This window comes from Paenibacillus sp. P3E (genome assembly GCF_001909045.1).
Lineage (GTDB): Bacteria > Bacillota > Bacilli > Paenibacillales > Paenibacillaceae > Paenibacillus_AQ > Paenibacillus_AQ helianthi.
In genome coordinates this window covers 158,831-183,942 of sequence record NZ_LVWH01000001.1, presented here as the reverse complement: position 1 = coordinate 183,942, position 25,112 = coordinate 158,831, and the positions used below count along the sequence as shown (strand labels likewise).

Below are 25,112 nucleotides of genomic sequence, written 5' to 3'. Positions count from 1 at the left end.
AGTCTGATGTCGACCAGTACGCTTAAGAAGTTGCTAGTGCACACCTATATGACATTATTTACGTTGCCGATTATCGCGATGATTATCTGGTATTTCCTGGCAGCGACGATGAATTTTACGACAGGGCAGTTTTCAATGGACAACTTTTCTTTCTTCACAGAGCCTGTTGAATATGCCGGGGTGAAGCTCCCCTTAATATGGCCTATTGTACTTAATACCCTTGTGTATTCCTTTTTGATTGTCCTGATCGAAGTCTGCATCTCTGTACCGACGGCATACGCCTTCTCCAGGCTGGACTTCAAAGGAAGAGTGTCTGCGATGAAATTTCTGTTTCTGATGAGGTCTTTCCCGGGGATCACACTCATTATCGCGACCTTTTTCATCCTCGTTCAAATGAATCTGGTCAATACGTATACGGGTGTATTATTGGTCGCGGTTACCGGTTCCCTTCCTGGGCGGGTCTACATCATGAAGGGGTTCTTTGACGAGGTGCCCTGGGATATTGAATGGGCGGCCATGGTCGATGGATGTACCCGCTATCGGGCGTTCAAGAAAGTACTTGTTCCCTTCGTGCTGCCCGGGATTGGCGCTATATCTGTATTTTCCTTTCTCGGAGCTTACGGTGAATGGTTCCTGTTTAAGCTGCTTATTTTCAATGACGATATGCTTACACTGGCCGGCTACTTGTCCAAGCTAGTAACCAAAGAGGATCAGATTATGAACTATGGCCTCATTACAGCGATTGGATTGTTTTACACACTTCCCATCATTCTGTTCTACATTTTCACCCAGAAGATATTCATGAAGGTCAACTTGGGAGGGGCTAAGCAAGTATGATTACCTTAAGAAATATTGTAAAAGAATACGATGGCAAGCAAGACAGCGGCAGAGCGGTAGACGGCCTGAATCTCGAGATTAACAAAGGCGAATTCGTAGCGCTGCTCGGTCCCTCCGGATGCGGGAAGACTACGACACTTATGATGCTCGCGGGGCTGCTGAAGCCGACTTCGGGAGAGATTCTCTTTAACGGGAAACTGGTCAATCATGTGGAGCCGAAGGACCGCAATATAGGCATGGTGTTTCAGTCCTATGCGCTTTATCCACATCTCTCTGTCAGAGATAATATCGCTTTTCCGCTAAGAGAACGGAAGATTCCCAAACAGGAAGCGTATGAACGGGCTAAAGAAACGAGTAAAATCCTGCAAATTGATCACTTGCTTGACCGCAAGCCCTCACAATTGTCCGGTGGACAACAGCAACGGGTGGCTATGGCCCGGGCACTCTCCAAAAATCCTGAAATCTTATTGCTGGATGAACCCATGTCCAATTTGGACGCACGCCTGAAACTGGATGTCCGGGACGAGATCCGCAAGATTCAGCGGAATTTGGGAGTGACCACCATTATTGTGACTCATGACCAGGAAGAGGCGCTGGCCATATCCGACCGGGTCGCCATCCTGAACGGCGGCCAGATTCAGCAATACGCGCCTCCACATGAATTGTTCAACCATCCGGTGAATCTTTTCGTAGCCAGCTTTCTGGGCAACCCGCCGATGAACCTTGTTCAAGGAGAGCTCAGAGAGATGAACGGCAACCAGGTAGTCGTTACGGAAGGCTTCGAATATCTGTTGCCGGCTGACCGGAGACTGGATAAAGAGCATATGGGGAAATCCGTTAAGTTCGGAATCAGGCCGCATGATATCGCGATTTGCTCTCAGACCGATCATCAAAAGATTAAAATGAAGGTTGATCTGGTTGAGCACCTGGGCAGCGGCAAGCTGGTCAAAGTGATTGATCCGTTAGGGAAGCTGGATACGATGATCCGGCTGTTGACCGGCAATGAGGCCGAGATCGAGTCCGGTGATGAAGTGTACATCAAATTCAAAGAGAACAAATTCCATCTGTTCGATATGAACGATAACGGCCGCAATTTATTGCAATATAAATAAGTTGAACTTAAAAAACATAAAAAAGGTAGGAGTGCGGAGGGGAAGTTTGGAACTGTAGGAGCGATAGCGACCGCCTGAAAGCTTTCCGTAGGAAAGCTCGCATCGGAAGCATAAACAGTCTGCGGATTTCCACCGCGAACAGCGGTATAAATCAAGAAGTCTGCAGACAACAGCGGCCGGAAGTCCAAACATTCCCCGCAGTTACGACCAGATCCTAATATGAAAATCTAAAGTTCAACTTATATAGATAAAGACGAGTGCTTGAGGATGTTGTGAATGCCCTTTATTATTAAATGAAGAGCCGATATAATAATAGTTCATAACGTGAAGGGGGTAGGGTAGGGTGTCTCTTGCCAGCGAAGAAAGAAAAGAGACGATCATGACTCTCCTGAATGAGAGAGGTAAAGTGATCGCAAACGAGCTCTCTTTGCTGTTCGAAGTGTCCACTGAAACGATCCGCAGAGACCTCGACGAGCTAGAGAAAGAGAATAAATTGAAAAAGGTATATGGCGGTGCGGTTAAATTCAAGGTTGAAGTGGAGCCTCCTCTCCTGGAAAGAGAGGCCATTCATGTTGAAGCTAAACGTAAAATTGGCATCCTGGCCGCAGGACTCATTGAGGACAATGATGTAATTGTGGTGGATGAAGGAAGCACAGCGCTGCAAATCATTCATTGCCTGGAAGGCAAGCAGCATTTGACCATCTTAACGAATTCCGTGCCTGCCCTCATGCTGCTCATTGAATTTCAAAAACGCGGGACGTTCAACGGGAAGCTTATCTTCATTGGCGGTGAAGTAAGCGCCAAGCATCTCCGGGTATCCGGCCCGATCGCCGAGAAGGTTCTGGAAGGTTTCTATGTGAATAAATCCTTTGTCTCTGTTGATGGTGTCTCCTTGGAGAACGGTATCACAAGCTATGATTACGAGAAGGCTGTATTCACAAGACAAATGATCCGCAACTCAGAGATGGCGATCGTAGTCGCCGATTCCTCTAAGATTGATAAGCGTACCGTAGCCAAAATAGCCGATCTGGATGAAATCCACATGATCGTAACGGATCAGGCGCCTTCACCCAAGTGGAAGGCGCCATTACAGAAAATGGCTGTACAGTGGATCTATCCCCAAGGTGAAATCTAGACCAGGAACATGGCGACGATCGTAGTCGCCATAAGGCCAAGCAGGACCGGCTTCAGGTTGCGCCGGGCCAGCTCAAAGGGGCTGACGCCGCAGATGGCAGCCGCAGGAATAAGCGCCCACGGAATCAGGGTGCCGCCGCCGACCCAGATGGCGGCCACCTGTCCCAGGGCGGTCAGCGTCGCCGCGCCGGAATGGATGGCGGCGGCGAACAGCTGGGCTATCGAGCCGGCCAGCGAGATGCCGGAGAAGCCGGAGCCGTCGAGGCCGGTGATCGCACCGATCGCCGTCATCGTCACGGCTCCCACTGCGCCGTTCAGCGGCACGTGATCCGCGAGGGCTACGCCCAGATCGTTCACGATGCCGTGTGAGCCATTCGGCAGCACCTTGCCGAACAGCTCAGTGAACGCCGAATCGCCTAGATAGAAGAAAGCAGCGATGGGAATCACTGGTCCAAACACCCTGAAACCAAAGGTGAAGCCTTCAATCAGGTAAGCAGTGATTTTCTCCAGCCCCTGATTATGGTGGGCCATCAGTGTAACCGAGATTAGAATCAGCACGGCAGTACCGCCCACCAATGCTGTAGCATCCCCGCCTTGCAGGCCCAGCGCGAACATCGCCGCCACGTCGAGCAGGAAGAGCAGCGGGATGGCGATAGCCAGCGCTTGCCGGAGCCGGGCGTCCAGCAGAACCGGCCGTTCCTCCCCGCCTTCACTCTCCGGCCCCCTCAGCTTGCCCGTACTGCCCTTAAGGGTAACCAGGCCATCTCTCCAGGTGCCGTTCTTCTGGTCGCGGCGCATCATCCAGAACGCCGCAACGGTGGTTACCAGCCCCATCACAAGAACCAGCGGGATGCTCGCTTCCATCACGCTGGATACCGGAAGACCGGCAGCATCCGCGGTGAGTTTTGGAGCGCCTTGAATAATATAATCTCCGGACAATGCAATACCGTGACCGAACAGGTTCATGGCCACAGCGGCCCCAAGTGCAGGTAACCCCACCCGTAGAGCCACCGGCAGCAGCACTGCCCCCACCAGCGCAACGGCAGGCGAAGGCCAGAAGAAGAAAGAGGTTACCATCATAATAAGTCCAATGCCCCAATAAGCCATTGCCGGTGTACGAATAAACCGGGTAAGCGGGGCAACCATGGTCTCGTTAATGCCAGTAATCATTAGAATCCGGCTCATCGCTACAATAATAGATATAATCATTATGGTCCCTAACAGCTCTTTGGTCGCATAGACAAATGCGTTGAAAATCCCTGATACCGAGCCGCTGAGCGTCTCTGTAGCAAACAAACCCAAAGCAAAAATCCCGGCCACACAGATCATCGTCGTATCACGCCGCCGGATCAGCAGCGCAATAATGAACACAATAAAAACCAGGTAAACCCAGTGTATCGCCGTAAGCTGAATGCCCATTATTGCATACGCCCTCTCTTCACCCTGCAGGTTGGTGCTATATGCTATGCAGGAGAATAGGCGGTTGTTCGCTTGAGCCTTTTACAGCAATTTGTTGGATCTTCTGGCCCTCATCAGCTGAATCTGGTGCAAGAAGTCATGTGCGGCTACCCCGTCTACCGGGTTCGGTGCAGATTCTGCCCCCTGAAGCGAGGCTTCCGAAGCAGACAGCAGTTTTCTCGATAAAATAGGGAGCGCAGACTCCCAGGCATGCCGCCTCTCCGCTGCCGCGCTTGTCTCCTCTGTCTGTTCTTTCAGGTTTTCTGCATCCTTAAGTTTGCTGATCCCCGCTCCCTTCGGGCTGGCCCATAGAGAACCTACGGTAACCGTACCGTCCGTGTGAATAATCAGACTATGGCTCAAGGTTTTCCCTCCACTTAGCTGCTGCAGCGGGTTCGGGCTCCTCTTATCCGTATGAATATGCTGATCAATGGTTCCATACACTTTACTCCGCAGGGCAGAGTCTTTGGCCATCTGCTGAAGGATGTTTGGCGCAATGATCATTTCCTGCCCGCTACTTATACCGGAATGCTCCGGCTCTTTATCGTCTGGGGAAACGGTCTGAATACGCACTTTAATCCCATATTTCCGCTTGATCCGCTCCGCCTGATCCTGCGTTGCCGCATTAACCGCTGCCAGGGTTTCATTAAAACTGAGCGCAGAAACCGGGGTAGACGGGTGGAACTCCTGCTGCTGTGGAGGCCGGGTCAAAGAAACGCCCTGGATTCCCGTAATAGGAATATACATACTGCCTTCCTCCTTGGTTCATAAAGTTCAAGTTATTCTATTTATCGGCTGAAACGGAACGATTTCTTATAAAGGCCTGCAGACGCAAAAGAGGGAGCCGCCGGCTCCCCCTTCCCTTGAACGTTATTTCTTATTTAGCCACCGCACCTGCTGCGGCATCCTCTCCGCCCAAACGGCCGGAGGTGAAGGAATAGCCCAGACCCACGCCGTTGCCGACATAAGTGTCATTGAACAATACACCTTCGGATTCGAGTCCAACCGCATATAGCCCCTTGATCGGCACACGTTTGTCATTCAGTACCTGGAACTTGGTATTGACCAGCAGTCCGCCAACCGAACCCAGATTGTTGACTTCGGCGATGATTGCATAGTATGGACCGCTGTCTCCCATAGGCACCAGGTATTCCTTCGCTTTGCCGAACTCCGTATCCACACCGGTTTTCGTTGCTTCCTGATACTGTTTGAAGTCATTGGCAAAGACCTCTTCATCCAGCCCGGCTTTTTGAGCCAGTTCTTCAATGGTGCTGCCTTTATAGCCGTCGCCATTTGCGACCATGGATTCAAATACTTGATCCGCATCCTTCCATGGCGTGTCCAGCTTGAACTGATCTGCAAAAGAAGCATAGAATTCCGGCGGCATTCCCGGCAGAGCTGGCGCTTTTACACCGTTCATCCCTTTGGCCTTCAAGGCATCGATCTGCGCTTGCGAGACAATAACCAAATGATACGCTCCGTTAAAAGCACTTGTGTTAGCAGCGGCTACAGAGGTTAGCGTAGCTGCCTCGTCTCTGAATCTTGCTCCGGAAGGACCGACATTCATCAATGTAGGCAGGTAAGAGAGCATCAACGGGTAGCTGGCTTCAAACGGCTTATACTCCGTCTTCAGCTTCTCGGTAGCTCTAGCCAGGGTCTGATGCAGCATTTGGCCGCCAAAATTATCGGGAACCTTGGCTCCGGCATCCCAGGACATCTGCAGCCCTTCGCCGATATTCTGGCCCAGCCCCCCGTTGACGCCTTCGAAGCCGAACGCTTCCTTAACCATTTTCTTGTTGCCGGCATAGCCTCCGGTTGCCATGATGATGCTTTTTCCGGTAATCTCAAGCGTTGTGCCGTCGGCTTTCTCAGCGACTACACCGGTCACTTCACCGTTAGCGCCTGTAATCAGCTTCTTGGCGGTCGTTTCGGTAATCACCTGTCCTCCGCCCTTCTCAACTGAAGCAGCCAGCATCGCCCGCAGTGTGGGCTGGCGTGTTTCGTAGGCCGGAAGCATATGCAGCTGTTCTCCCGCGAAGTTGATGAAGGTTGTTTTGTAGCCCTTCTTGTTCAGCCAATCATAGGTTTCACCAGACTTGGTCACATACTGGCGGATCGCCGCCGCATCGACTCTCCAGTGGTTATTAACGATCCAGTCGGCGATTTCCTTCTCCACATTGACCTTTAATCCGCTGCTTACAGCCGCCGAAGAGTTATAGAATTTGCCCGCCCAGGATAGGTTGCTTGCTCCGCCAATGGTAGCTGTTTTCTCAATAATTATGACCTTGGCACCTTTATCTGCTGCGGATACCGCTGCCGAGACACCGGATGCACCGGCGCCTACAACGACAACATCGGCCGATAGCTGCTCGGTTTTGCCTTCACCGGCTTTGGCTACGGTTCTGGACTTGAACGCCTCTACGTTGCCGCCTGCCTGCTTCACTGCATCTTCTACAGCGGTCAGAATGGCTGTGCTGGATTCAGAAGCCCCGCTGACAGCATCAATCGCAAGTGTCTGGCCTGAGATGATCTCATCCTTGATCTTGTTGATGGCTTCAACGCCAATTCCTGCGGTTTCCTTCTGGCTGAGCACCTGAATATCGGTGATCTTGGATTGTGCATCCAGGGTAACCTCTACCTGGATTTTTCCGTCCTTGCCATCAGCCTCCGCCTTATAGGTTCCTGCTTTAAAAGAAGCAGGCACCTCGTTATCATTCGCTGCCTGCTGAGTCGCCTCGGGCGATGCAGACGGCTTCACGGAAGCGGCCGGCTCGGCAGCATTATTGCCGCTGCAGCCGCTGATCAGCGACAGAATGAGGACGAGACACACGGATAACATGAACATTTTGCTCTGTGCTTGCTTGCGCATTGGTTTTCCCCCTGTGTGGTTGGTTGGAGGCCCCTTTCTCTCTGGAAGGGCCACCGAATACACACAGAGTGTAAACCTTGGTGCGGCACCAAGGTCAATGAATGTTATGTGAAATTTTTCTCAAATGGAATATTGATCTCCAGATAGGTTTTGGTTCCTCTGCCCATTCGTTCCGTGAACAGGATTTTGCCGTGGATATCACCGGTGATATGGTAGCCCTCTGCCCTGATATAATCCAGCATGAACTGAAAGGTCTCCCGTCCCAGATCCTCCTCATAAGAGCTGGCAATGACTGCGGAGATACAGGTGGACGGCTCGATATACTCCACGGTCTCATTCATGCACAGCTCCAGCTTCCGCTGATCCTTCTCCAGCAAGGCGAGCCCCCAGCTATATTCCAGCTCTGCTGTCCCCATAATATTCTCCGAATTTTCAATTCTGAAGGTATAGAATGTAAAGGGAAGCAGCTCCATCCAAGCCTGCACCGTCTGTTTCAGGCACTCCTTCTGCAGCAGCTGATTCTTGTCCGTCTGCTGGATGCGGTACATGCCCGGCACCTCTTTGATCCGGCAGGTATAAAAGGAGTCGCCGATCCGGCTCAGGTCTGCATGAATCTCGCTGATCTTCTCCAGCAGCATAACACTGCGCCTGATTTCCTCTTCCAGCTGCTGCTGCGCGGCGGCAATAGACTGAATGACCTGCTCCGCAGGCGCGTCATTGATCAGCCCGGCTACATCCTGCAGCGGAATCTGCATACTCCGGTACCACCGGCTCGACAGTAAGTTTCTGGCATCCAAATCACTGAAATAACGGTAGTTGTTGTGCTGATCTTTCATCGGGTGCACGATATCGTGCTTCTCATAGAGCCGCAAGGTATCCGCTGTCACACCCAGAATTGAGGCGAATTCTCCGATAGAATATTTCATAAAAAGCCCCCCAGCTTCAATATCTATCTTTCCCTGTCATTTATGATAGAGGGTTTTGATGGGGGGCTTTGTGGTTTTTGTCACATCAATGGTTCAGCCCGCATTCATGCAGTCAGCGTGTCCGCTACTGTACCCGTCCCTCATTCAGCAGACCAACGGCTTTCTCTATACGCCGCTGGCGGGTCTCTGCGGTTTTGGCACTCTCAACGGAGAGGACCAGTCTCCGCCTGTTGCTGTAGGATAATCCGTCAAAAAAGAGTTTTGCCGCCGGCTCACAGTCTATCGCATCACGGAAATCGGCCGGCACCGTAAGCTCACGCGGCTCTGTATCCAGCACCAGCTCCACTTCAATTTCATCTCCGCTGCTAACTCCCGCGCCTTGACGGTGTTCTGCACTCAGCGGAATCAAAAACTGGCCGCCCATCACAGCAATCGTACTGGCGTATGTGTATTCTCCAATCTTCACCTTAACGGCAGGCTTCTTACTGGTCCCGAGTCCCGCCACCACCTCTTCGGGAACCGGAATGCCTGTCGCTGTTTTCCCGCTCAGTTGAACAATAGCCTGAAATTTCATCATGATTACCTCCTGTCAGAGAGCCAAGCTCTGTATATCATCATTGTAGTGGGAGATCCGGCGCTTTTCCAGTCGCTCCGTACACAAGGATCGTTTATACTAAAGGATACTAGTAAATATGATCGGGGAGGGAACCTCATGAATCTGGCGGAGAAAGTAGCAAGCCTCCCTTTATCTCCAGGGGTCTACCTGATGAAGGACAGTCTGGGCCATATCATCTATGTCGGCAAAGCCAAGCAGCTGAAGAAACGGGTCCAATCCTACTTTTACAATGCCAAGGGCCATTCTCCGAAAGTGAAACAACTGGTCCGGAACATCCGGGATCTCGATTACAAGCTGACCGATACGGAATTTGAAGCCTTCATGCTGGAGTGCCAGCTGATTAAGGAAATCAAGCCCATGTACAATAAAAAGATGAAAAATCCGCTCGCCTACAGCTATATTGCCATTCGCACGGACACAGCCTACCGGCAGCTGGCGGTGACCTATGATCCTGCAGAATACGGGGACAGCCTGTATTTCGGCCCTTATACCAGCAGAAGCACCGTCGAACGGGCACTACAGGGGATCAAGGAAAGTCAGAAGATCCTCTGCAGCGCACCCCACGCCAAAAATACACTCTGCCTTAATCACTCGCTTGGGTTATGCATCGGCATGTGCGGGGGCGGGGAGGCACTGGCGCGGTACGAGGAGATTATGCACCGTGTGGTCGGACTGCTGAACGGGAACGACCAGCGAATTCTGGAGGACATGCAGCGGCGGATGAATCAGGCAGCCGGGAATTTCGAGTTCGAGACCGCCGCCAAATACCGCGATTATTGTACAGCGGTCAGCTCGCTGCTCCAGAAAGAGAAGGTAATCGGATTTACCGGACAGAACAAGAATATTGTAGTGCTTGAACCCATGCATGAACAGGAGCTCAAGCTGATCCTGATCCGGGGTAGCGAGATTCTTGACCGGGCCAGGCTGAATACAGGACAGATGAGTATAGAATCACTACAAAAGTTCATCCAGTCCGCCATCAGCAGCAGCTTCAGTAAGCCGGCGGGCGGGAAGCCGGATGCAATCAGCCGGCATAAGCTGGACGAAGCCCAGATTATCTACAGCTATCTGGCGGGCAGCTCCGGAAACTATTCTATTATTCCTCAGGAATGGCTGGAAACCCCGGATCGTGCAGCTCTAGCTGAAGCGGTCCGGGAGTTGGTCGAGGGGCATTTCAATGATTCACCGGGCTAGACCGCTGTCAGGAATTTCGCACCAAAAGAGGCTTCTGCTTACGGTCCATCGACCGTAAGCGGAAGCCTCTTTCTCATGACAGGACGAGCCTTGTATACTTACCCGGCTCGGCTTCCGGCGGAGTAAGGCCGCCGGACTCTGTCTTAAGCCTTAACGCCGAGCAAATCACTTACACCAACATTTAGGGGTGTAAGCGGGCGCTCCAGCAGCTTCACGAAATCGCTGCTGGCAATATCGAGTGCGCCTTCGCGGATCGCACGTTGAATGCCGACTACTATCGGAAGTGCACCCTCCGGCACTCCGGCTTTTGCCATAATGTCGGCATAAGTGGCATCATCCACCTGCTGTACTTGAACTTCCTTGCCCAGTACCCCGCCCACAACGGCTGCCAGTTCGGCCTGGGTTGCAGGCTGGCCTGACAATTCGTATACAGTATTCGCATGGCCTTCGCCTGCCAGTACAGCAGCTGCTGCTTCTGCATAGTCGCGGCGCGTAGCCCAGCCCACCTTGCCTTCACCAGCAGAGGTCAGCCATGGTGCTCCGGCTTGAACCGCCTGGATCGTGCCAATCTCATTCTCCAGATACCAGTTATTCCGCAGGAAGGAGTATGCAATCCCCGATTCACGGATGAATTGTTCCGTAGCTTTGTGTACAGGTGCCAGGAACAGCGTGCTGCTGTCTGCATGGCCGACACTGGTGTAGACGATGAAGCCGACACCCGCACGTACAGCGGCATCAACGGCAGCCTTGTGCTGGCGAATCCGTGTGTCGTTGTCGCCATCCGCGGATACAATCAGCAGCCGGTCCACACCGGCAAAGGCCTTGTCCAGAGTCTCAGGCTGGTCAAAATCACCATGACGCACATCTACTCCAAGCGCGCGGAGATGTTCTGCTTTCTCCGGGTTTCTGACGCTGACCACCAGGTTTCCTGCCGTTACCGACTTCAGTAAAGTTTCTGCCACGATGGAACCGAAATGTCCTGTTGCTCCTGTTAATGCAATCTTCATTGTCTATTCCTCCTAAGTAATTGAGTTGTATCGTAGAGCCTGCTGCATGCCGATGCAGTGCAGCAGATTTATCTTCCTGTAACTAATATAGTTACATGTTGAGAAAATGTCAAACAAAAAAACGGCCCGCTCAGTGCCGCTTCCCTGTTCTGCTTCAACTTGATGTCCTGCGGAGCGGAGCACGCCCGGATATTTGTTAGCATTGCCGGTTTTTGCTATTCTTAATGGAAATAGAAATGATCTGTTATCAGAAAGGTTCTGCGCCATGTCAAAACCAAGAGCAAGCATTTATCAGCGCTATATTCCTGCCGTCACTCCCCCGCCTGAGTTCAGCGGTTCTGCCTACTGGCTGATCTTCCATTCCGGCAAGCTGCTGGTTACCGAAACGGAAGAGGGCACTGGCATTCCGCTTGTTCCATCCCTTGAACAGCTGTCCATGGCTCCTGTAAGGACCCTGTATCTCGGAACCTGGGAAGATCTCCCCTGCTTTACCGCAGAGGTCCCGGCAGAGTCACTTGAACCCGAAGGCATGGCCTTCCGTCCGCTGCGCTCCCTGTATGAGCCGCTGGATGAGGATCTGTTCCATCTCGCAGGCAAGGGCATTCAAATGCTGGCCTGGGATGAAACCCACCAGTTCTGCGGCAAATGCGGCACTGCTACTGAGCTGTCGCAGGCCGAGCATTCCCGCAGCTGTCCGGCCTGCGGACTGGTCAGCTATCCCGGGATTGCCCCAGCGGTCATTACCGCGATTCTTAAGGACAACCGGATTCTGCTCGCACACTCACCTCATTTTGTGAACAATATGTACGGGCTGATTGCCGGATTCGTCGAGCCCGGCGAGACGCTGGAGGATTGTGTACAGCGCGAGACCATGGAGGAGGTCGGTATCAAGGTCAAGAACATCCGCTACTTCGCCAGCCAGCAGTGGCCTTTTCCCCATTCTCTGATGGTTGGCTTTCTGGCCGATTATGAGAGTGGAGACATATCGGTGGACGGCGAAGAGCTGGATCACGCCGACTGGTTCTCACTTGATCAGCTGCCCGTCATTCCGCCCCCTATCAGCATTGCCCGCAAACTGATTGACTGGGTGGTCGAGAACCATTCCTGAGACTATACAGAAGCAGAAACGGATACCCTCATACAGGAAGGTATCCGTTTCTGCTTCAATTTTTTCTAACGGGCTGTCTTGAAAAACTGGTAGATCCGTTCCAGCTTGCGGGCATGCTTGCCCCGCTTACTCTCCATGTTTCCGAACTCAAAGAACTTCACCCTGCGGATGCCTACGTAATTTAACAATGCCTTGCGCATTAACACCTTGTGCGCGTTATGTAGCCACAACAGCGGGTAATGGGTCGGCCCCTGCATCGTGGAGATGCACACTGCCGACTTCCCCTTCAGCAGGCCCTCCGGTACCAGTCCTCCCTTATCCTGATAGGCGAACCCTGAAGCGAACATCTTATCAATATAGCCCAGCAGCATGGCTGGAGGCCGGCCCCACCAGATCGGATAGACGAACACGATTTGATCCGCCCACAGCAGCTGCTCCCTGTATTTAGCCAGAGTGGGGTCCGTGTGCATATCCCTCCTGCGCTTATGTTCACCAAAGACCAGTACAGGATCAAACCCCTCCTCATACAAATCTAGCACCTGAATCTCTGCCGCCCGCGCATTCTCCCGGCTTCCCCGGAGTACCTCCTGTAGAAACGCATAGTTTAGACTCTGATGATTCGGATGTGTATAGATTACCAATGTGTTCATTCTGCCACCTCTTTAATTATCATTTGATAAGTAAATCGTAGCATCTGTATGCATGGTTGTCAAATGATAATTGTTTTTTGATAATGTTTTTGCTAAGGTTCATGTAGAGGTGATCTCCATGGACAACAACAGTCTATTTCAGAAATTCGTAGCATTTACAACTTCCGTCCACCAAATAACCAGTGAAATAAGCAAAGATGTGAAATCGGAATCTCTGACTCCCTTACAATATAAAATCCTTGAATATATTGCTGTCAGCCAGCCGGTAACCCTTAGCGAAATTAGCGACTGCATGCATATGTCGATGCCGAACACGAGCCGTGAGCTGAAGAAGCTTGGCGAGAAGCAGCTGTGCGACAAAATCACCGACCCGGCCGACCGCCGCAAGCAGGGCATTACTCTCTCCGCTGCCGGAGAAGCGATGATGAATGAAGCCTTTCAGCATATCGCTATCCAGTTCGCAGAACGGATGGGAAGCGTTACGGACGAGGAACGCAAAGAGATCGAGCGGGCGCTCGATCTCTTGCAGCAGAAGGTATTTTATTGAGGCGGTTCCGCATAGAACCAACAATTATTTTACCGGAACACCCTTCGCCGGACTCTCAACCGGAGCTTCCTTGCGTTTGATAAAGAAGGCCAGGATCAGCGCAAGCACGGCACTACCGGCGGTTACCATTGAAGCCACATTCATCCCGTGTATTAAGCTGTGTACATCACTCGTCTGGCCCAGTCCGCCACCGCTATAGGTCATTATAGTCACAAGCAGCGCTGTTCCGATAGAACCGGCTACTGTCCGTAGAGTGGTGTTAACAGGAATCCCATGCCGGATCAGATCAGGCGCCAGTGAATTCATACCGCTGGTTACAACAGGAAGCAGGGTCAGGCTGACTCCGATCATACGCAAGGAATAGCCGATCATCAAAAAAGCATATGAGGTGTGCTCCGTTAAATTAGAGAACAGCAGGGCGGAGACTACCGTTAAGCTAAGCCCTATGATGACCAGCATCCGGGCGCCCATTTTATCGAATAGCTTCCCCGCTACAGGTGACATCACTCCCATAAGAATTGCACCGGGGAGCAGCATCAGACCAGATTTGAGCGCGGTATACCCAAGCATGGTCTGCATATAGATCGGCAGCAGAAGCTGGGCACTCAGCATGATAATCATAAGGATCATACTGATTGCTGTAGCCAAGGTGAACGAGGGGCTTGTGAATACTCTTAATTCCAGCAAAGGATTATCCATGGTCAACTGCCGCCATACGAACAGGCCAAGCGCGATGCATCCGATTCCCAGGGAAATCAGCACTTCTGTGCTCCCCCACCCCTTACTGCCGGAGACGCTGAATCCATATAATACGCCCCCGAACCCAAGAGATGACAGCGCCATGGATAATGCATCGATTTTGCTCTTCACCTGCCGGGTAACGTTCTTAATCAACCATAAGCCGGCGATGGTAATCAACAAAGCGAAAGGAAACAGAATATAGAACAACAAGCGCCAGGAATGGTCCTGTACAAGCCAGCCGTTCAACACGGGTCCGATGGCCGGAGCGAAATTAATCGCAAGCCCGATCATTCCCATCGTGAACCCCCTTTTACCGACCGGGATCAGGATGAAGGCCAACGTCTGCACCAAAGGGAGCATGATCCCCACCCCGACCGCCTGCACTATTCTTCCGGTAAGCAGCAGACCGAAGTTCGGCGAGACCGCACACAGGAGCGTTCCCGCAGTAAGCAGGCCCATGGCGAAGACAAAGACTTGTTTGGTTGTAAATCTCTGAATAAGAAACGCTGTAATCGGAACCACAATGCCTGTAACCAGTGCGAAAGCTGTCGTAAGCCATTGCGCTGTGCTTGTGGATAGCTGGAAATCCCCCATAATATTCGGGAGTGCTGTATTAAGCGCGGATTGATTCAGCAGCCCCACCATTGCCCCGATGATTAGAATAGCCATGATTAGAATAGTTCCCTTTGGTATCTTCTCCATGCTCTTCCCCTCCATTAAAAAAATTATTAAAATCCGCCTGCCTTACGTTTGATCGGCATACCGCCACCAGGCGAGCGTACCCGCTATGCCAATGCCGCCGGTGAGATAAGGAAGCAGGCAGCTTAGAAGCCCTAAATGTGAACTCTCATCTCCCGAAGCACCGCTGAGTAAGCCGGGAATTGCCCACGGAATATATTCCGCAATCCCCAAGCCCCCGCCAAACTGGGCAATCACAATCGTAAGCAGAACAAAACCTAAGGGAGACAGATATCCGCGCCCTGCACTGGCCATCCAGGCTACCGGAATGCTCAGGCAGATAATTATAAGACTGAGCAGTGCGTATGCTCTGAAGCCATGAGCGATGGCTCCAAGGCTCCAGCCGTCTAACTGGACCAACCATGCGGTTATGCTGCCGGCAATGAACATAAGCACTGCCAGGACTGCACACAGTGCAGCAGCAACGATCAATTTGGCTGCGGCTACTCCGTACCGGGACAACGGCAATGCCAGCAAATCCTTGACCGTACGGTCGGTATACTCCCGTCCGAACATCCAGCTGAATACAAATCCGAATCCGATGAGGCCCCCCATGGATATCACAATGCCAAGCTCCTTCATGAATCCCTGCATATTGATTTCTCCCTCAAAGGCGTCCTGGGAGCCAAGCCACCCGGAGAAAACCAGCCCAATCATCACTGGCAGCAGTATGCTGGCGGTGAGTGAAATCCAAAACAGTCTGGAGCGGCGAAGCTTCAAAATTTCCACCCACAAGGCCGCTAGCCATTGATTCATCCTTTCATTCCTCCCTCAGCCTCGATCATTCTAAGAAAATAAGCCTCTAAATCCTCTTCCTCCACCTGAATCAGCGTGGGCGGCATATCCGCGTACGCAAGCAACTTGGAGATCTGGTCTGGGTGTGCTATGGCGCGCTTGTCGATAATCATTAGCGTGCCAGCTTCGGTCAGCTTGACATCATAGCCGGCCTGGAGCAGCCTCTTCCGGCCCGCTTCGGAGTCGCGGGTCTGCACAAGCAGACGTTTGCGGAGCACGTGCTGCAGCTCCTTAACATCCGTCTCCTGCAGCAGCCGGCCCTGATGAACGATTCCGATCCTCGTTGTCAGCCTGGAGACCTCGCCGAGAATATGGCTGGAGATAAAGATCGTTACACCGTGGTTAAGTGCCAGGTCGCGGAGCAGTTCACGCACCTCAACAATCCCGGCCGGATCCAGCCCGTTTGTCGGCTCATCCAGAATCAGCACCTGCGGATCATGCAGCATGGCCTTGGCTAGACCGAGCCGCTGCCCGTTGCCGAGAGAGAGCGTTCCGGCTTTGCGGTCCCGGTAAGCGGTAAGCTGAAGCTTGTCGATAATGGCATCAATCGCCTTGCGGTCAGAGATGCCCCGCAGCCTGCGGATAATCTCCAGATTCTCGCGTACGGTAAGTTCAGGATAGGAGTACGGTGTTTCCACCATGTAGCCCACACTGGCCCATAATTTGTGGCTGCCCGCATCCACCCGCTGTCCGAACACATAGGCGGAACCGGAATCGGGCCGGATCATGCCCAGCAGCATACGGATGGTTGTCGTTTTGCCCGCTCCATTGAGTCCGAGAAATCCGTAAATTTCGCCTTGGTCTACCTCCAGCGATAGCCCATTCACAGCATGGTTGCTCCCGAAATGCTTGGTTAACTCTTTTGTCTGAATCATTGCGGCCACTATCCTCACTCCTGCCTTCAATTTAAAACTAACTAGTTGTTTATATTTTGTCCAAAAAAACAGCCGCCTCTTACAGCAAAGACGGCTCCATCACGCCATGGATGATAAACTTCGCAATCTGCTGGGTGGTCTGCTCTCTCATCTGCGGGGAATCGAGCTTACCGAGCAGCTGTTCAAACCGTGAAGACGACTGGAGAGTAGCTGTAGTCACATTCATAATCAGAATGGGAAAAAGCGCCGGATCCAAATCCTGACGGAGGATTCCGTTCTTCTGGGCAGCTAAGGCCAAATCATGCATTTGAGTCGCATCATCCGGGCGATAGGTAATTTGATTCCAGGTCTTCCAATCTTCAGCCGCTTCCCAGAATAGAATTCTCAGGTAGCTCCGATGCTCCAGGAGGAAGGATACCGTTTCCCGGGTCATGACTTCCAGGAACTCCCGAAAGGCCGCGGGATCCGTTACAAGCTGTTCGTTCTTCAATAATCCGGCGATGAACGAGCCTGTAATCTGTTCGCCAATCTGGTCCGCGCGCTTGACCACTTCTGTATAAAGGCCCAATTTGTCACCAAAGTACTGATAGATCAGGCTCTTATTATATCTTGACTCCTTCGCAATCACATCTATCCGTGCCGCCGAGTAGCCTAGCTCGGCAAATATCTTCTCGGCAGCATCAAGGATGATTCCCCTGGTCCGGGCGGCATCGTAAATTTTCGAACTTCGTTTGCCTTCTGTTGGTGATATGATTGCCACCTCCATTTATAACTAACTAGTTAGATTTTATATCGGGACTGGATAGAAGTCAAGTGCAAATAACAAATCCCTTTAGGGGACTGCGTGGTCCCCTTGTGATCCTTCAGTGAATGGGTCAGATTGATTATGCTTTTCTGACAAATTCGGATTTAAGCTTCATTGCTCCAAAGCCGTCAATTTTGCAATCAATATCATGATCGCCCTCGACCAGCCGGATGTTCTTCACTTTAGTACCGATCTTCAGCACCGAGGAGCTGCCCTTGACCTTCAGGTCCTTGATGACTGTAACCGAGTCCCCGTCGTTCAAAATATTCCCGTTAGAATCCCTAACTACTTTGTCTTCCCCGTTGCTTGTGTTCTCTGCTCCAGGTGCCCACTCATGTGCGCATTCCGGACAAACCAGCAGTGACCCGTCCTCGTATGTATACTCCGAGCTGCACTGCGGGCAGTTTGGCAATTCATTCATAATCTCATTTCTCCATTTCTTATCGACAGCTTGGTCTTAAATAAATTCTTCTTATTGTAGCATACCCCTTGAACTCATGCACAAATTACATTAATATCTAATTAGATAAATATCTTAAAGGAGATGTATCCATTGATCATTCTAGAAGCCGTACCGGACCCTATATCCGCAGATAGTGTGGAGCTTCAAGCAGCCATTCTCAACTCGCAGCCAGCGTTCAACCTTATGGTGCTGCACCAGGAGCTTCTCACCCCGGAGGACATCCGTGAAGAGAACAGGCAGAATCTCGAAATGGGCGAAAAGATGCTATTCATTAAGGAGAATGGGCAATCCATTGGCATTATTACCTATCTGCCCAGCAATCCTAGTGACAAACATTCCTGGATCGGTCTTTTTATCGTTCATCACGGCTATGCCAGGCAAGGGATAGGTTCAATTGCTTTGAATGCTCTGGAGCGGAGATTATTACAGGAGGATGTAACGCAAGTCAGACTGGCTGTTCAACTGGAGAACCGGATTGGAGCATCTTTTTGGAATAAGAATGGTTATGCCTTCATCAAAACTGCCAAGGATCAGCACGGAAACCATGTCGATGTGTACGAGAAGCTGCTCGTTTAAATGTTACCTACATGAACTCCATAAGCATCCCTCCCGCCGCACCGGCCAGAACAATCACCCAGGGCGGAAGCTTCCAGAAGAAGAGCATCACAAACAAAATAGCGGCCAGCGCAAAATCCAGCGGCTTCAGGATAGCAGTGGTCCAGAGCGGATCATACAGGGCAGCCAGCAGAATCCCCACCACAGCCGCATTAATTCCTGTCAGCGCTCCCTGAACCTTCGGATTATTCCTCCAGCCGTTCCAGAAGGGCAGTGCGCCGATGACCAGCAGAAAGGCAGGCAGGAAGATCCCCGCTGTCGCAATCACGGCTCCCCAGATTCCCGAGGTCATGGCCCCAAGGTAGCCGGCAAAAGTAAACAGCGGTCCCGGAACGGCTTGCGTCGCTCCATAGCCGGCCAGAAAGTCCTCCCGGCTGACCCATCCGGTAGGTACAACCTCGCGTTCCAGAAGCGGAAGCACGACATGCCCGCCACCGAATACCAAGGAACCGGAACGGTAAAAGCTATCGAATATCGCAAAACCCCTAGCCTCCACGGACGTTCTAAGCAGCGGCAGCAGGATAAGCAGAAGAAAGAATAAGGCCAGACAAAAGACAGCCACAGGGCGGCCGATGGCAATCGGCAGATCCGGCCCTTTAGCCGGTTTTGTCCGGTATATTGCAAGGCCGATCACTCCGGCAGCGGCGAGGATCAGGATCTGACCATATGCGGCATGCCAAGACAGTGCGATTGCTGCCGCCATCACCGCAATGGTGACTCTTCCCCTGTCTGGCGTGAGCTTTTGCCCCATCCCCAGCACCGCTTGTGCCACAATCGCCACAGCCACAATCTTCAGTCCATGAATCCAGCCCGCACCCGAGATGTCGAAGCCCTGCAGCAGAAAGGCAAAGGCAACCAGCGCGATCACCGAAGGCAAAGTGAATCCCAGCCAGGCTATGATTCCTCCAAGCAAGCCAGCCCTGACCACACCGATGCCAATCCCAACTTGGCTGCTCGCTGGACCGGGAAGGAACTGGCACAGTGCGACCAGATCGGCGTAGCTTCGCTCGTCCATCCATTTCCGGCGGCGGATATATTCATTATGGAAATAGCCCAGATGGGCAATCGGCCCTCCAAAGGAGGTTAGTCCGAGTTTCAGGGAAACGCCCAGAACCTCCAGCAGGTCAGCCCCTTTTCCCCGGGTCCTGCCAGCTTCCGCTGACCTCTGCCTTTTTACTTCCATATTCAAGCCCCCTCTTCCCATACTCTTGGCCTTATTTCAGGCACGCCTTTTCATCATAGCACTGAATTGTTAACGTACTATTGGCTGGAGGTCAATTCAGTCCATATCCGCAAGCAGCTGCGCATAAAAAGACTTGAACTCTATGGAGGGGGTAACTCCGATCTCACTTTGCAAAATATCGGCAAAATGCAGGTATTGCCGGTTGAGCGCTTCTTTATTTTTCTGCATGGCCAATGTTTTCATAAGCAGCATATGGGATTCTTCGTCGAGTTCATTGCGTTTCAGCAGCTTCAGCAGCAGCCGCATGGCCGTATTGGTCTCTTCCCGGTCCAGCAAGGCAACGCACAGTCTCCGGGTAAACGAGGTATACATGAACGACAGCCGTTCAATCTCATTCCAGGCCCAGGCATAGACCTGATCGCCAAATAGATCACCTCTGTACAGCCGTTCAAGCTCGAGCGCCTCCTCAATGTTCGTCTGATCTATCACAGACATCCTCCGGCAGCCCTCTTCGAAGTTCAGCACATCAACCTGCACTCCGTTAAGACTCAGCCCATAATGCATGCTGTCCGAATGCAGACTCTTTTTCAGTCCATAGGTGTCCAGCAGCTTCCTCAATTGATATACCGTTGTGTTCAAATAGATTTCCGCATTTTTATCCGGCATCCCGCCATAGATATCCTCGATTAACCGTGCTCTGGAGACAAGTCTCCCTTTATGTACCAGCAGATATCCGAACACCTCGGCACTCTTCTTCGATTTCCATTTCGTCTTCATTCCTTGGGCACCATGAATTTCAATCCCGCCTAAGCAGCTGATCTGCACCTCATGGGGAATGGGCTCCGGGTCCCTTCCTGTGGCACGCTCCAGACGAATCTGCACAATCGCCCTTTGCACCGTGTGGAGAAGTCTTTCTTGCACCACGGGTTTGACAATGTAATCGAAGGCGTACACTTCAAAGGCTGGCAGTGCAAATTCCTTATGGGAGGTAATGAAGACGATCTTCGTACCTCTGCCGCTGTCCAGCAGCCGCCGGGCAAAATCCAGACCATTTTCCCGCGGCATGCTGATATCAACGAAGATCAGGTCCACCTCGTGGCTGGACCAATAGGTATAAGCTGCTGCCGTCTCCGCAAATGTACCCACAATTTCAATATCATCAATTTTGGCCAGCATCCGCTTCATGATTAAGTGCATGGCCTTCTCATCATCAATAAGGATCGCTTTCATTGCTTCATACCACCTTCCACCCAGCTGCCTGCCGCAACCACTGAGCCCGCTGGCGGGAGCGGGAGCGAGAAAAAGAAGGTGCTCCCTTGAAGCGGTGTGCTGTCAAACCAAATCTCTCCTCCGTTCAGGCGGACAAATTCCCTGCATAACGATAAACCAAGACCCATTCCCCGCTCCCCGGCTGTACCCAGCAAAGAAACCGGATATTGATCCTGCAGCAACGTATCGGCTTGTTCAGGCGCGATGCCTTCACCAGTATCCCTTACAGAAATGACCAGATGCTGATCTTTCCGCTCTGCCTTTAAAAAGATAAATCCCCCATCAGCCGTGAATTTAATCGCATTGGTCAAAAGATTCCGGATAATCAGCTCCAGCATTTCTTTGTCGGCATACACATAGGTTCCCTCCGGAATTTCGGAAATGATTTCAATATGCTTCCGTCCGCTTCGCACCGACATCAGGCGTAAATTCTGCTCAACGGCATAGGATACATCCCTCTCCAGCGGATGGAATACAAGGCCTCCGGCTTGCGTACGAAAAAAGTCCAGCAAACTATCTACCAAAGCAAAAGTATTGTGGATCTGCCGGCCCATTTCATGAACGATTTCCTCCCGGTTCTCTCTGCTGCCTTGCATTTCCTCCTCCAGTATTTCCATCAAGTTAACGAGCACCGCTATGGGATCGCGGATATCATGGGCAATCACGCTGAACATTCTGTCTTTGAACGTATTCAGCTCACCGAGCTGTCTGGCATTATCCATAAGCCTCTCCTGCGTGCGTACATTTTCAGTTATATCACTTAAGAGGAGCATTTTGCCTATAGGCTTACTGCTGTTGTTCCAGACATAGGACAGCTGTACATTGTAGAATTTGTCACCGGTCGGGCTTGGAAGCTGAAGCTTGGTTAACGAGGACGGCTCTTGCAGAATCTGCCCAAGTAATACGGAAGAGTTGGCGAATACCTCTGAGGCTGTTCTTCCTATACTCTTGTTGTTTAATCCCTGAACCCTCTCTCTGGCTGAACGGTTGTAGCTGATCAGCACATGATCGAGATCAAAAACGATAACGGCCTCCTGCATCGATCGGAGTACCTGTTGGAGAGCCAAAGGAGCGAGCCGAAGCATATTAAACTGATAAATCCCCCATAAGAAAAAAATCCCCGAGAACAAAAAACCGAAAGGCGAAATATCAATAGGCAAATGAAACACGCCGGTAAGATACACCAGTGTAAATCCGTAAGGTCCCCAGGACCCTATAATCATCAATGCCACCGGCGTCTTCATCCGGGGAATGGCCTTAAGGTACATTTGCACCAGAAATATCATTCCGATAGCGAAGAAGCTGTACGAATACACGACATGAAGCTTATATAAGGGGCCTTTTACCAGAGTAGCCAGCATAAATCCTTCTGCAGCATTGAGTGTCATGCTCTTATAGAACAAATGATGCCATTCATTGGTATAATGGGCGATAAAGGTTATTACCGGTACAATCATCAGCAGCGTTACATTCCTTCGGCTCACCCAGGATTGCCGCCCTGTATATTGCAGGACCATAATAAACCAGAGGACTGTACCAAAGGGGATGCCGATATACTCAATCCGTAGCCAAAAACGGATATGCTCCAAAGAAGTGCTGGCAATTTCAAACGCATAGCCAAAACTGTACAATGAGCCGGTCAGCATGCCAAGGCCATAGCTTATAGCAATCGGAAGACTCCTTCTCTTCCAGCAAAGATATGTCAATATCAGTGAACAGCAGGTTGCTGCCATCAGCAGCGCAGATAAATACAGATTGTAGCCCATCGATAAATGACCTCTATTCTGGAAGAACCCCTACATTCTATGCCTCTTATGTTAACAGATCGACTTCTTATAAAGAACTTAATATTTAAATTTTTCGACAAAAAAAGCCCCTTTTCACCAATTCAGGCGAAAAGGGCTTTTTGGGGTTAGCATCACCGGTCCGGTGGCTGCAGCATGTTGGTGCCAGACTTACTTTAAGGTGTCCAGTAGAGCCTTAATCTCCGGGCTGATCTGCAAAACGCGCAGCACAATGGTGATGGCTTCGGCACGGGATGCCTGCTTCTCCGGCAGGAATTCTCCATTTCCGGTACCGCTGATAATCCCGGCTGCCGCAGTTTTTTGAATCTGATCCTTATTCCATGTTGTATCAATATCCGAGAAGTCTGCCGTTGCCACTGGGGCTGCGTTGTTAAAGTCAATGAGCTTAGAGATGATTGAGATCATCTCGGAACGGGTGATTTCACCGTTTGGCTTAAATGTGCCGTTCGGATAGCCCGAGACCAAGCCTTTTTCCTGCAGGGTACGAATCGAAGCCTCTGCCCAGTGACCGGAGATATCACTGAATTTGCTTGCGCTGCGGGTACCGGTGAGATCAAACACTTTGGAAATAAGGGTTGCAAACTCCGCACGGGTAATGCTTGCATTCGGGTGGAAGCTTCCATCCGGATAGCCCTGAACCATACCCAGCTTAACGAAGGTTTCTACCGTTCGGTCCGCAAAGTGGGAGGAAATGTCGGTGAATTCCACCGCAGACGGATTAACATTCGCCTTTTCGATCTTCTTGCTCAAGCTCAATACTATATCTTTAATATTTACCACCTTGTCAGCGAAGTGGGCTGCCGCCTGCACTTCCGGTGTTGGCGTTGGTGTCGGTGTTGGTGCTGGTGTTGGTGTTGGTGTTGGTGTTGGTGTTGGTGTTGGTGTTGGTGTAGACGTTGGTGCCGGTGTTGAAGCTGGAACTGCTGCTTGTGTTGGCTCCGTTGGCGCCGGCGCTGTGGTTGGTACTATAGTCGGTCCAGCAGTTGCTGTTGGCAGGCTGCTCTCACTGGATGCTATGACCGTAACCTCTTTTTCCCCGTATACCCCGGAACCGTCATTAGCGGTAGCTTTTACAATAAGGGTACCTGGGGAAGTCCCCGTTAACAGGCCGTTTTCACTAATCGTACCTGTTCCCGTTCCATACACAACAGACCAGACAGCAGTCCGATCAGTGGCTTTTACAGGAGCAACAACCATATCCAGTTGAATAGAATCACCCGACTTCACCAAAGAATCTCCACCGATCGAAATGGAAGCAACCGGGATCTTGGCAGGTGTCTCAATGGGTGCCGGTGTTGGTGCTTCAGTCGGCGTCGGTGTCGGTACCGGCGCTTCAGTTGGTGTCGGAGCAGCCGTTATAGTTAATTCTGTACTGCCGGTTACTAAGCTTCCGTCAGTGGCTTCCGCTTTTACGGTTACAGTACCCGGATCACCTGCCGTGAGCACTCCGCTTACCGCATCAATCGTTGCTGAACCGGTTCCGTAAACTACGGACCAGACTACACTTTGATTGGCTGCGTCTACCGGTGTTATCCCGGCATTCATCACCAGGGTATCACCAGTATTCAGAGAGCTTACGCCTCCGGCTCCGTTTACTGTGATTCCGGTGGTGAGGTGAAAGATATTATCCGCAATTAATTTGGGACCCGAATATAACGAAATGGGCGATGAAAACTGCACAGTGGGAGACTTAATCAGAAAGGTGACTAATCCTTGGTCTGTATACGAAGAGAATCCTTCAAGAGCCTCAATGGTCCTGAAATTATTATCACTAGGGTCCGTGTTATAGAACACGGTATTGGGATCAGCAGCATGTGCAAAGACTTCAGCCTGGCCGCTCACCAGCTGGTTATCTGCTCCGTACACGGCAAAAGTTACACTAATATATCCGGGATAAGCTACACTCGCCTCCGGCTGCTTAGCAAGCACCACATGATCTGCAGCATAATCAGGCTTATGTGCCTTAATGTTGCTCACAGTTACATAAGAGCCGCCATTGTACGAATAACTGGGAACCCAGCTGATGGTATTGTCATTCACATACCCGCCCACAATGGTCTTTGCGGGATCCGTAGGAGCTGTTACCGAAGAAGCCGCACCGGCATCCGGAACTTGGACTACGCTTCCATCTGCATACCTGAAGAACAAATGCTCTGAGCTATCCGGCTTATCAACCGGGAAGTTCACATATACCGAGCTTGTTTTTAATACACAGCCGCTCAATACAGCGAGTGTCAAGGCTGAAACCAGAAATAGTCTCAATACTGTAGTTCTTTTCATATTGTCGGCCTCACCCTTTCAAGTTTGCAATAATTAAATTTAATAGAATAATAACGCATCTCAATGACAAACCAATGACAAACTT

24 protein-coding genes are annotated in these 25,112 nt (G+C 51.3%); 7 read left to right on the top strand and 17 right to left on the bottom strand.

All coding sequences use genetic code 11. The annotated features are described in order from the left end of the window. Window positions 1-6: 6 nt before the first annotated feature. From A3842_RS00870 to A3842_RS00860, 3 genes are all read left to right on the top strand, one after another. Complete coding sequence (locus tag A3842_RS00870) at window positions 7-837, top strand: carbohydrate ABC transporter permease (RefSeq protein WP_074088367.1); 831 nt, start codon at window positions 7-9, stop codon at window positions 835-837. Then, entirely contained in the window at window positions 834-1,949 is a 1,116-nt protein-coding gene (locus tag A3842_RS00865) for an ABC transporter ATP-binding protein (RefSeq protein ID WP_074100112.1), read from the top strand. The genes A3842_RS00870 and A3842_RS00865 overlap by 4 nt, the downstream gene beginning before the upstream one ends. Before the next feature lie 343 nt (window positions 1,950-2,292). Next, window positions 2,293-3,084: a DeoR/GlpR family DNA-binding transcription regulator gene (locus tag A3842_RS00860; protein WP_074100111.1), complete on the top strand. Its 792-nt coding sequence runs from the start codon at window positions 2,293-2,295 to the stop codon at window positions 3,082-3,084. Here A3842_RS00860 and A3842_RS00855 read toward each other — a convergent pair. The 5 genes from A3842_RS00855 to A3842_RS00835 form a co-directional block, all read right to left on the bottom strand. Continuing rightward, window positions 3,081-4,502 carry a hypothetical protein gene (locus A3842_RS00855; RefSeq protein ID WP_074100110.1) on the bottom strand — a complete coding sequence of 474 codons (1,422 nt, stop codon included), beginning with the start codon at window positions 4,500-4,502 and terminating at the stop codon, window positions 3,081-3,083. The two genes, A3842_RS00860 and A3842_RS00855, sit on opposite strands and share 4 nt — an antisense overlap. Before the next feature lie 81 nt (window positions 4,503-4,583). After that, window positions 4,584-5,288 (bottom strand): DUF6033 family protein, encoded by a 705-nt coding sequence (locus A3842_RS00850; RefSeq protein ID WP_074100109.1) that lies wholly within the window; start codon window positions 5,286-5,288, stop codon window positions 4,584-4,586. Window positions 5,289-5,418: 130 nt separating this feature from the next. Further along, complete coding sequence (locus A3842_RS00845; RefSeq protein ID WP_074100108.1) at window positions 5,419-7,410, bottom strand: FAD-dependent oxidoreductase; 1,992 nt, start codon at window positions 7,408-7,410, stop codon at window positions 5,419-5,421. Between the two features lie 104 nt (window positions 7,411-7,514). Beyond that, window positions 7,515-8,336, bottom strand: coding sequence for a MerR family transcriptional regulator (locus A3842_RS00840; RefSeq protein ID WP_074100107.1), 822 nt, complete (start codon window positions 8,334-8,336; stop codon window positions 7,515-7,517). A 124-nt stretch (window positions 8,337-8,460) separates the two neighbouring features. After that, window positions 8,461-8,910: a YdeI/OmpD-associated family protein gene (locus A3842_RS00835; protein ID WP_074088360.1), complete on the bottom strand. Its 450-nt coding sequence runs from the start codon at window positions 8,908-8,910 to the stop codon at window positions 8,461-8,463. 138 nt (window positions 8,911-9,048) lie between these two features. Between A3842_RS00835 and A3842_RS00830 the strand changes: the two genes are divergently transcribed. Continuing rightward, entirely contained in the window at window positions 9,049-10,146 is a 1,098-nt protein-coding gene (locus tag A3842_RS00830) for a UvrB/UvrC motif-containing protein (protein WP_074100106.1), read from the top strand. Window positions 10,147-10,289: 143 nt separating this feature from the next. Here the strand turns inward: A3842_RS00830 and A3842_RS00825 are convergent, their stop codons facing one another. After that, window positions 10,290-11,153, bottom strand: coding sequence for an SDR family oxidoreductase (locus A3842_RS00825; RefSeq protein ID WP_074100105.1), 864 nt, complete (start codon window positions 11,151-11,153; stop codon window positions 10,290-10,292). Between the two features lie 12 nt (window positions 11,154-11,165). Beyond that, on the bottom strand, window positions 11,166-11,441 hold the full coding sequence (locus tag A3842_RS32825; RefSeq protein ID WP_218618640.1) for a hypothetical protein: 276 nt from the start codon (window positions 11,439-11,441) through the stop codon (window positions 11,166-11,168). On the opposite strand from A3842_RS32825, the gene nudC reads away from it, so the two are divergent. Then, the gene (gene nudC / locus A3842_RS00820) at window positions 11,419-12,261 is read left to right on the top strand and encodes an NAD(+) diphosphatase (RefSeq protein ID WP_074100104.1); all 843 of its coding nucleotides are present in this window, start codon (window positions 11,419-11,421) and stop codon (window positions 12,259-12,261) included. The two genes, A3842_RS32825 and nudC, sit on opposite strands and share 23 nt — an antisense overlap. Before the next feature lie 65 nt (window positions 12,262-12,326). Here nudC and A3842_RS00815 read toward each other — a convergent pair whose 3' ends face one another. Then, on the bottom strand, window positions 12,327-12,911 hold the full coding sequence (locus A3842_RS00815) for an NAD(P)H-dependent oxidoreductase (protein WP_074088356.1): 585 nt from the start codon (window positions 12,909-12,911) through the stop codon (window positions 12,327-12,329). Window positions 12,912-13,029: 118 nt separating this feature from the next. On the opposite strand from A3842_RS00815, the gene A3842_RS00810 reads away from it, so the two are divergent. Then, window positions 13,030-13,458 (top strand): MarR family winged helix-turn-helix transcriptional regulator, encoded by a 429-nt coding sequence (locus A3842_RS00810; RefSeq protein ID WP_074088355.1) that lies wholly within the window; start codon window positions 13,030-13,032, stop codon window positions 13,456-13,458. 24 nt (window positions 13,459-13,482) lie between these two features. On the opposite strand, the gene A3842_RS00805 is transcribed toward A3842_RS00810, so the two are convergent. The 5 genes from A3842_RS00805 to A3842_RS00785 all read right to left on the bottom strand — a co-directional run bounded on the left by A3842_RS00805 (window position 13,483) and on the right by A3842_RS00785 (window position 17,833). Beyond that, window positions 13,483-14,901 carry a DHA2 family efflux MFS transporter permease subunit gene (locus tag A3842_RS00805; protein ID WP_256701393.1) on the bottom strand — a complete coding sequence of 473 codons (1,419 nt, stop codon included), beginning with the start codon at window positions 14,899-14,901 and terminating at the stop codon, window positions 13,483-13,485. A 42-nt stretch (window positions 14,902-14,943) separates the two neighbouring features. After that, window positions 14,944-15,693: an ABC transporter permease gene (locus A3842_RS00800; protein WP_074100102.1), complete on the bottom strand. Its 750-nt coding sequence runs from the start codon at window positions 15,691-15,693 to the stop codon at window positions 14,944-14,946. Then, window positions 15,690-16,607 (bottom strand): ABC transporter ATP-binding protein, encoded by a 918-nt coding sequence (locus A3842_RS00795; RefSeq protein WP_074100166.1) that lies wholly within the window; start codon window positions 16,605-16,607, stop codon window positions 15,690-15,692. The genes A3842_RS00800 and A3842_RS00795 overlap by 4 nt, the downstream gene beginning before the upstream one ends. Window positions 16,608-16,686: 79 nt before the next feature. Beyond that, on the bottom strand, window positions 16,687-17,373 hold the full coding sequence (locus A3842_RS00790) for a TetR/AcrR family transcriptional regulator (RefSeq protein WP_074088351.1): 687 nt from the start codon (window positions 17,371-17,373) through the stop codon (window positions 16,687-16,689). Between the two features lie 118 nt (window positions 17,374-17,491). Continuing rightward, on the bottom strand, window positions 17,492-17,833 hold the full coding sequence (locus tag A3842_RS00785) for a zinc ribbon domain-containing protein YjdM (RefSeq protein WP_074100101.1): 342 nt from the start codon (window positions 17,831-17,833) through the stop codon (window positions 17,492-17,494). Window positions 17,834-17,965: 132 nt separating this feature from the next. Here A3842_RS00785 and A3842_RS00780 point away from each other — a divergent pair, with 132 nt between their 5' ends. Then, window positions 17,966-18,451, top strand: a complete 486-nt coding sequence (locus A3842_RS00780) for a GNAT family N-acetyltransferase (protein ID WP_074100100.1) — start codon at window positions 17,966-17,968, stop codon at window positions 18,449-18,451. A gap of 7 nt (window positions 18,452-18,458) precedes the next feature. On the opposite strand, the gene A3842_RS00775 is transcribed toward A3842_RS00780, so the two are convergent. From A3842_RS00775 to A3842_RS00760, 4 genes are all read right to left on the bottom strand, one after another. Then, window positions 18,459-19,673, bottom strand: a complete 1,215-nt coding sequence (locus A3842_RS00775; RefSeq protein ID WP_074100099.1) for a chromate transporter — start codon at window positions 19,671-19,673, stop codon at window positions 18,459-18,461. A gap of 96 nt (window positions 19,674-19,769) precedes the next feature. Next, window positions 19,770-20,903, bottom strand: a complete 1,134-nt coding sequence (locus tag A3842_RS00770; protein WP_074100098.1) for a response regulator — start codon at window positions 20,901-20,903, stop codon at window positions 19,770-19,772. Then, window positions 20,900-22,708, bottom strand: a complete 1,809-nt coding sequence (locus tag A3842_RS00765; RefSeq protein ID WP_074100097.1) for a sensor histidine kinase — start codon at window positions 22,706-22,708, stop codon at window positions 20,900-20,902. The genes A3842_RS00770 and A3842_RS00765 overlap by 4 nt, the downstream gene beginning before the upstream one ends. A gap of 189 nt (window positions 22,709-22,897) precedes the next feature. After that, window positions 22,898-25,009, bottom strand: coding sequence for an S-layer homology domain-containing protein (locus A3842_RS00760; RefSeq protein WP_143186113.1), 2,112 nt, complete (start codon window positions 25,007-25,009; stop codon window positions 22,898-22,900). Window positions 25,010-25,112 lie beyond the last annotated feature (103 nt).

What these genes read in the sequence shown, in the direction of transcription:
- A3842_RS00830 (WP_074100106.1), top strand. Translation starts at nt 9,049, where the DNA reads ATGAATCTGGCGGAGAAAGTAGCAAGCCTCCCTTTATCTCCAGGGGTC.
- nudC (WP_074100104.1), top strand. Translation starts at nt 11,419, where the DNA reads ATGTCAAAACCAAGAGCAAGCATTTATCAGCGCTATATTCCTGCCGTC.
- A3842_RS00770 (WP_074100098.1), bottom strand. Translation starts at nt 20,903, where the DNA reads ATGAAAGCGATCCTTATTGATGATGAGAAGGCCATGCACTTAATCATG.
- A3842_RS00825 (WP_074100105.1), bottom strand. Translation starts at nt 11,153, where the DNA reads ATGAAGATTGCATTAACAGGAGCAACAGGACATTTCGGTTCCATCGTG.
- A3842_RS00870 (WP_074088367.1), top strand. Translation starts at nt 7, where the DNA reads ATGTCGACCAGTACGCTTAAGAAGTTGCTAGTGCACACCTATATGACA.
- A3842_RS00795 (WP_074100166.1), bottom strand. Translation starts at nt 16,607, where the DNA reads ATGATTCAGACAAAAGAGTTAACCAAGCATTTCGGGAGCAACCATGCT.
- A3842_RS00845 (WP_074100108.1), bottom strand. Translation starts at nt 7,410, where the DNA reads ATGCGCAAGCAAGCACAGAGCAAAATGTTCATGTTATCCGTGTGTCTC.
- A3842_RS00775 (WP_074100099.1), bottom strand. Translation starts at nt 19,673, where the DNA reads ATGGAAGTAAAAAGGCAGAGGTCAGCGGAAGCTGGCAGGACCCGGGGA.
- A3842_RS00865 (WP_074100112.1), top strand. Translation starts at nt 834, where the DNA reads ATGATTACCTTAAGAAATATTGTAAAAGAATACGATGGCAAGCAAGAC.
- A3842_RS32825 (WP_218618640.1), bottom strand. Translation starts at nt 11,441, where the DNA reads ATGCTTGCTCTTGGTTTTGACATGGCGCAGAACCTTTCTGATAACAGA.
- A3842_RS00790 (WP_074088351.1), bottom strand. Translation starts at nt 17,373, where the DNA reads ATGGAGGTGGCAATCATATCACCAACAGAAGGCAAACGAAGTTCGAAA.
- A3842_RS00785 (WP_074100101.1), bottom strand. Translation starts at nt 17,833, where the DNA reads ATGAATGAATTGCCAAACTGCCCGCAGTGCAGCTCGGAGTATACATAC.
- A3842_RS00800 (WP_074100102.1), bottom strand. Translation starts at nt 15,693, where the DNA reads ATGAATCAATGGCTAGCGGCCTTGTGGGTGGAAATTTTGAAGCTTCGC.
- A3842_RS00815 (WP_074088356.1), bottom strand. Translation starts at nt 12,911, where the DNA reads ATGAACACATTGGTAATCTATACACATCCGAATCATCAGAGTCTAAAC.
- A3842_RS00850 (WP_074100109.1), bottom strand. Translation starts at nt 5,288, where the DNA reads ATGTATATTCCTATTACGGGAATCCAGGGCGTTTCTTTGACCCGGCCT.
- A3842_RS00765 (WP_074100097.1), bottom strand. Translation starts at nt 22,708, where the DNA reads ATGGGCTACAATCTGTATTTATCTGCGCTGCTGATGGCAGCAACCTGC.
- A3842_RS00855 (WP_074100110.1), bottom strand. Translation starts at nt 4,502, where the DNA reads ATGGGCATTCAGCTTACGGCGATACACTGGGTTTACCTGGTTTTTATT.
- A3842_RS00810 (WP_074088355.1), top strand. Translation starts at nt 13,030, where the DNA reads ATGGACAACAACAGTCTATTTCAGAAATTCGTAGCATTTACAACTTCC.
- A3842_RS00805 (WP_256701393.1), bottom strand. Translation starts at nt 14,901, where the DNA reads ATGGAGAAGATACCAAAGGGAACTATTCTAATCATGGCTATTCTAATC.
- A3842_RS00840 (WP_074100107.1), bottom strand. Translation starts at nt 8,336, where the DNA reads ATGAAATATTCTATCGGAGAATTCGCCTCAATTCTGGGTGTGACAGCG.
- A3842_RS00835 (WP_074088360.1), bottom strand. Translation starts at nt 8,910, where the DNA reads ATGAAATTTCAGGCTATTGTTCAACTGAGCGGGAAAACAGCGACAGGC.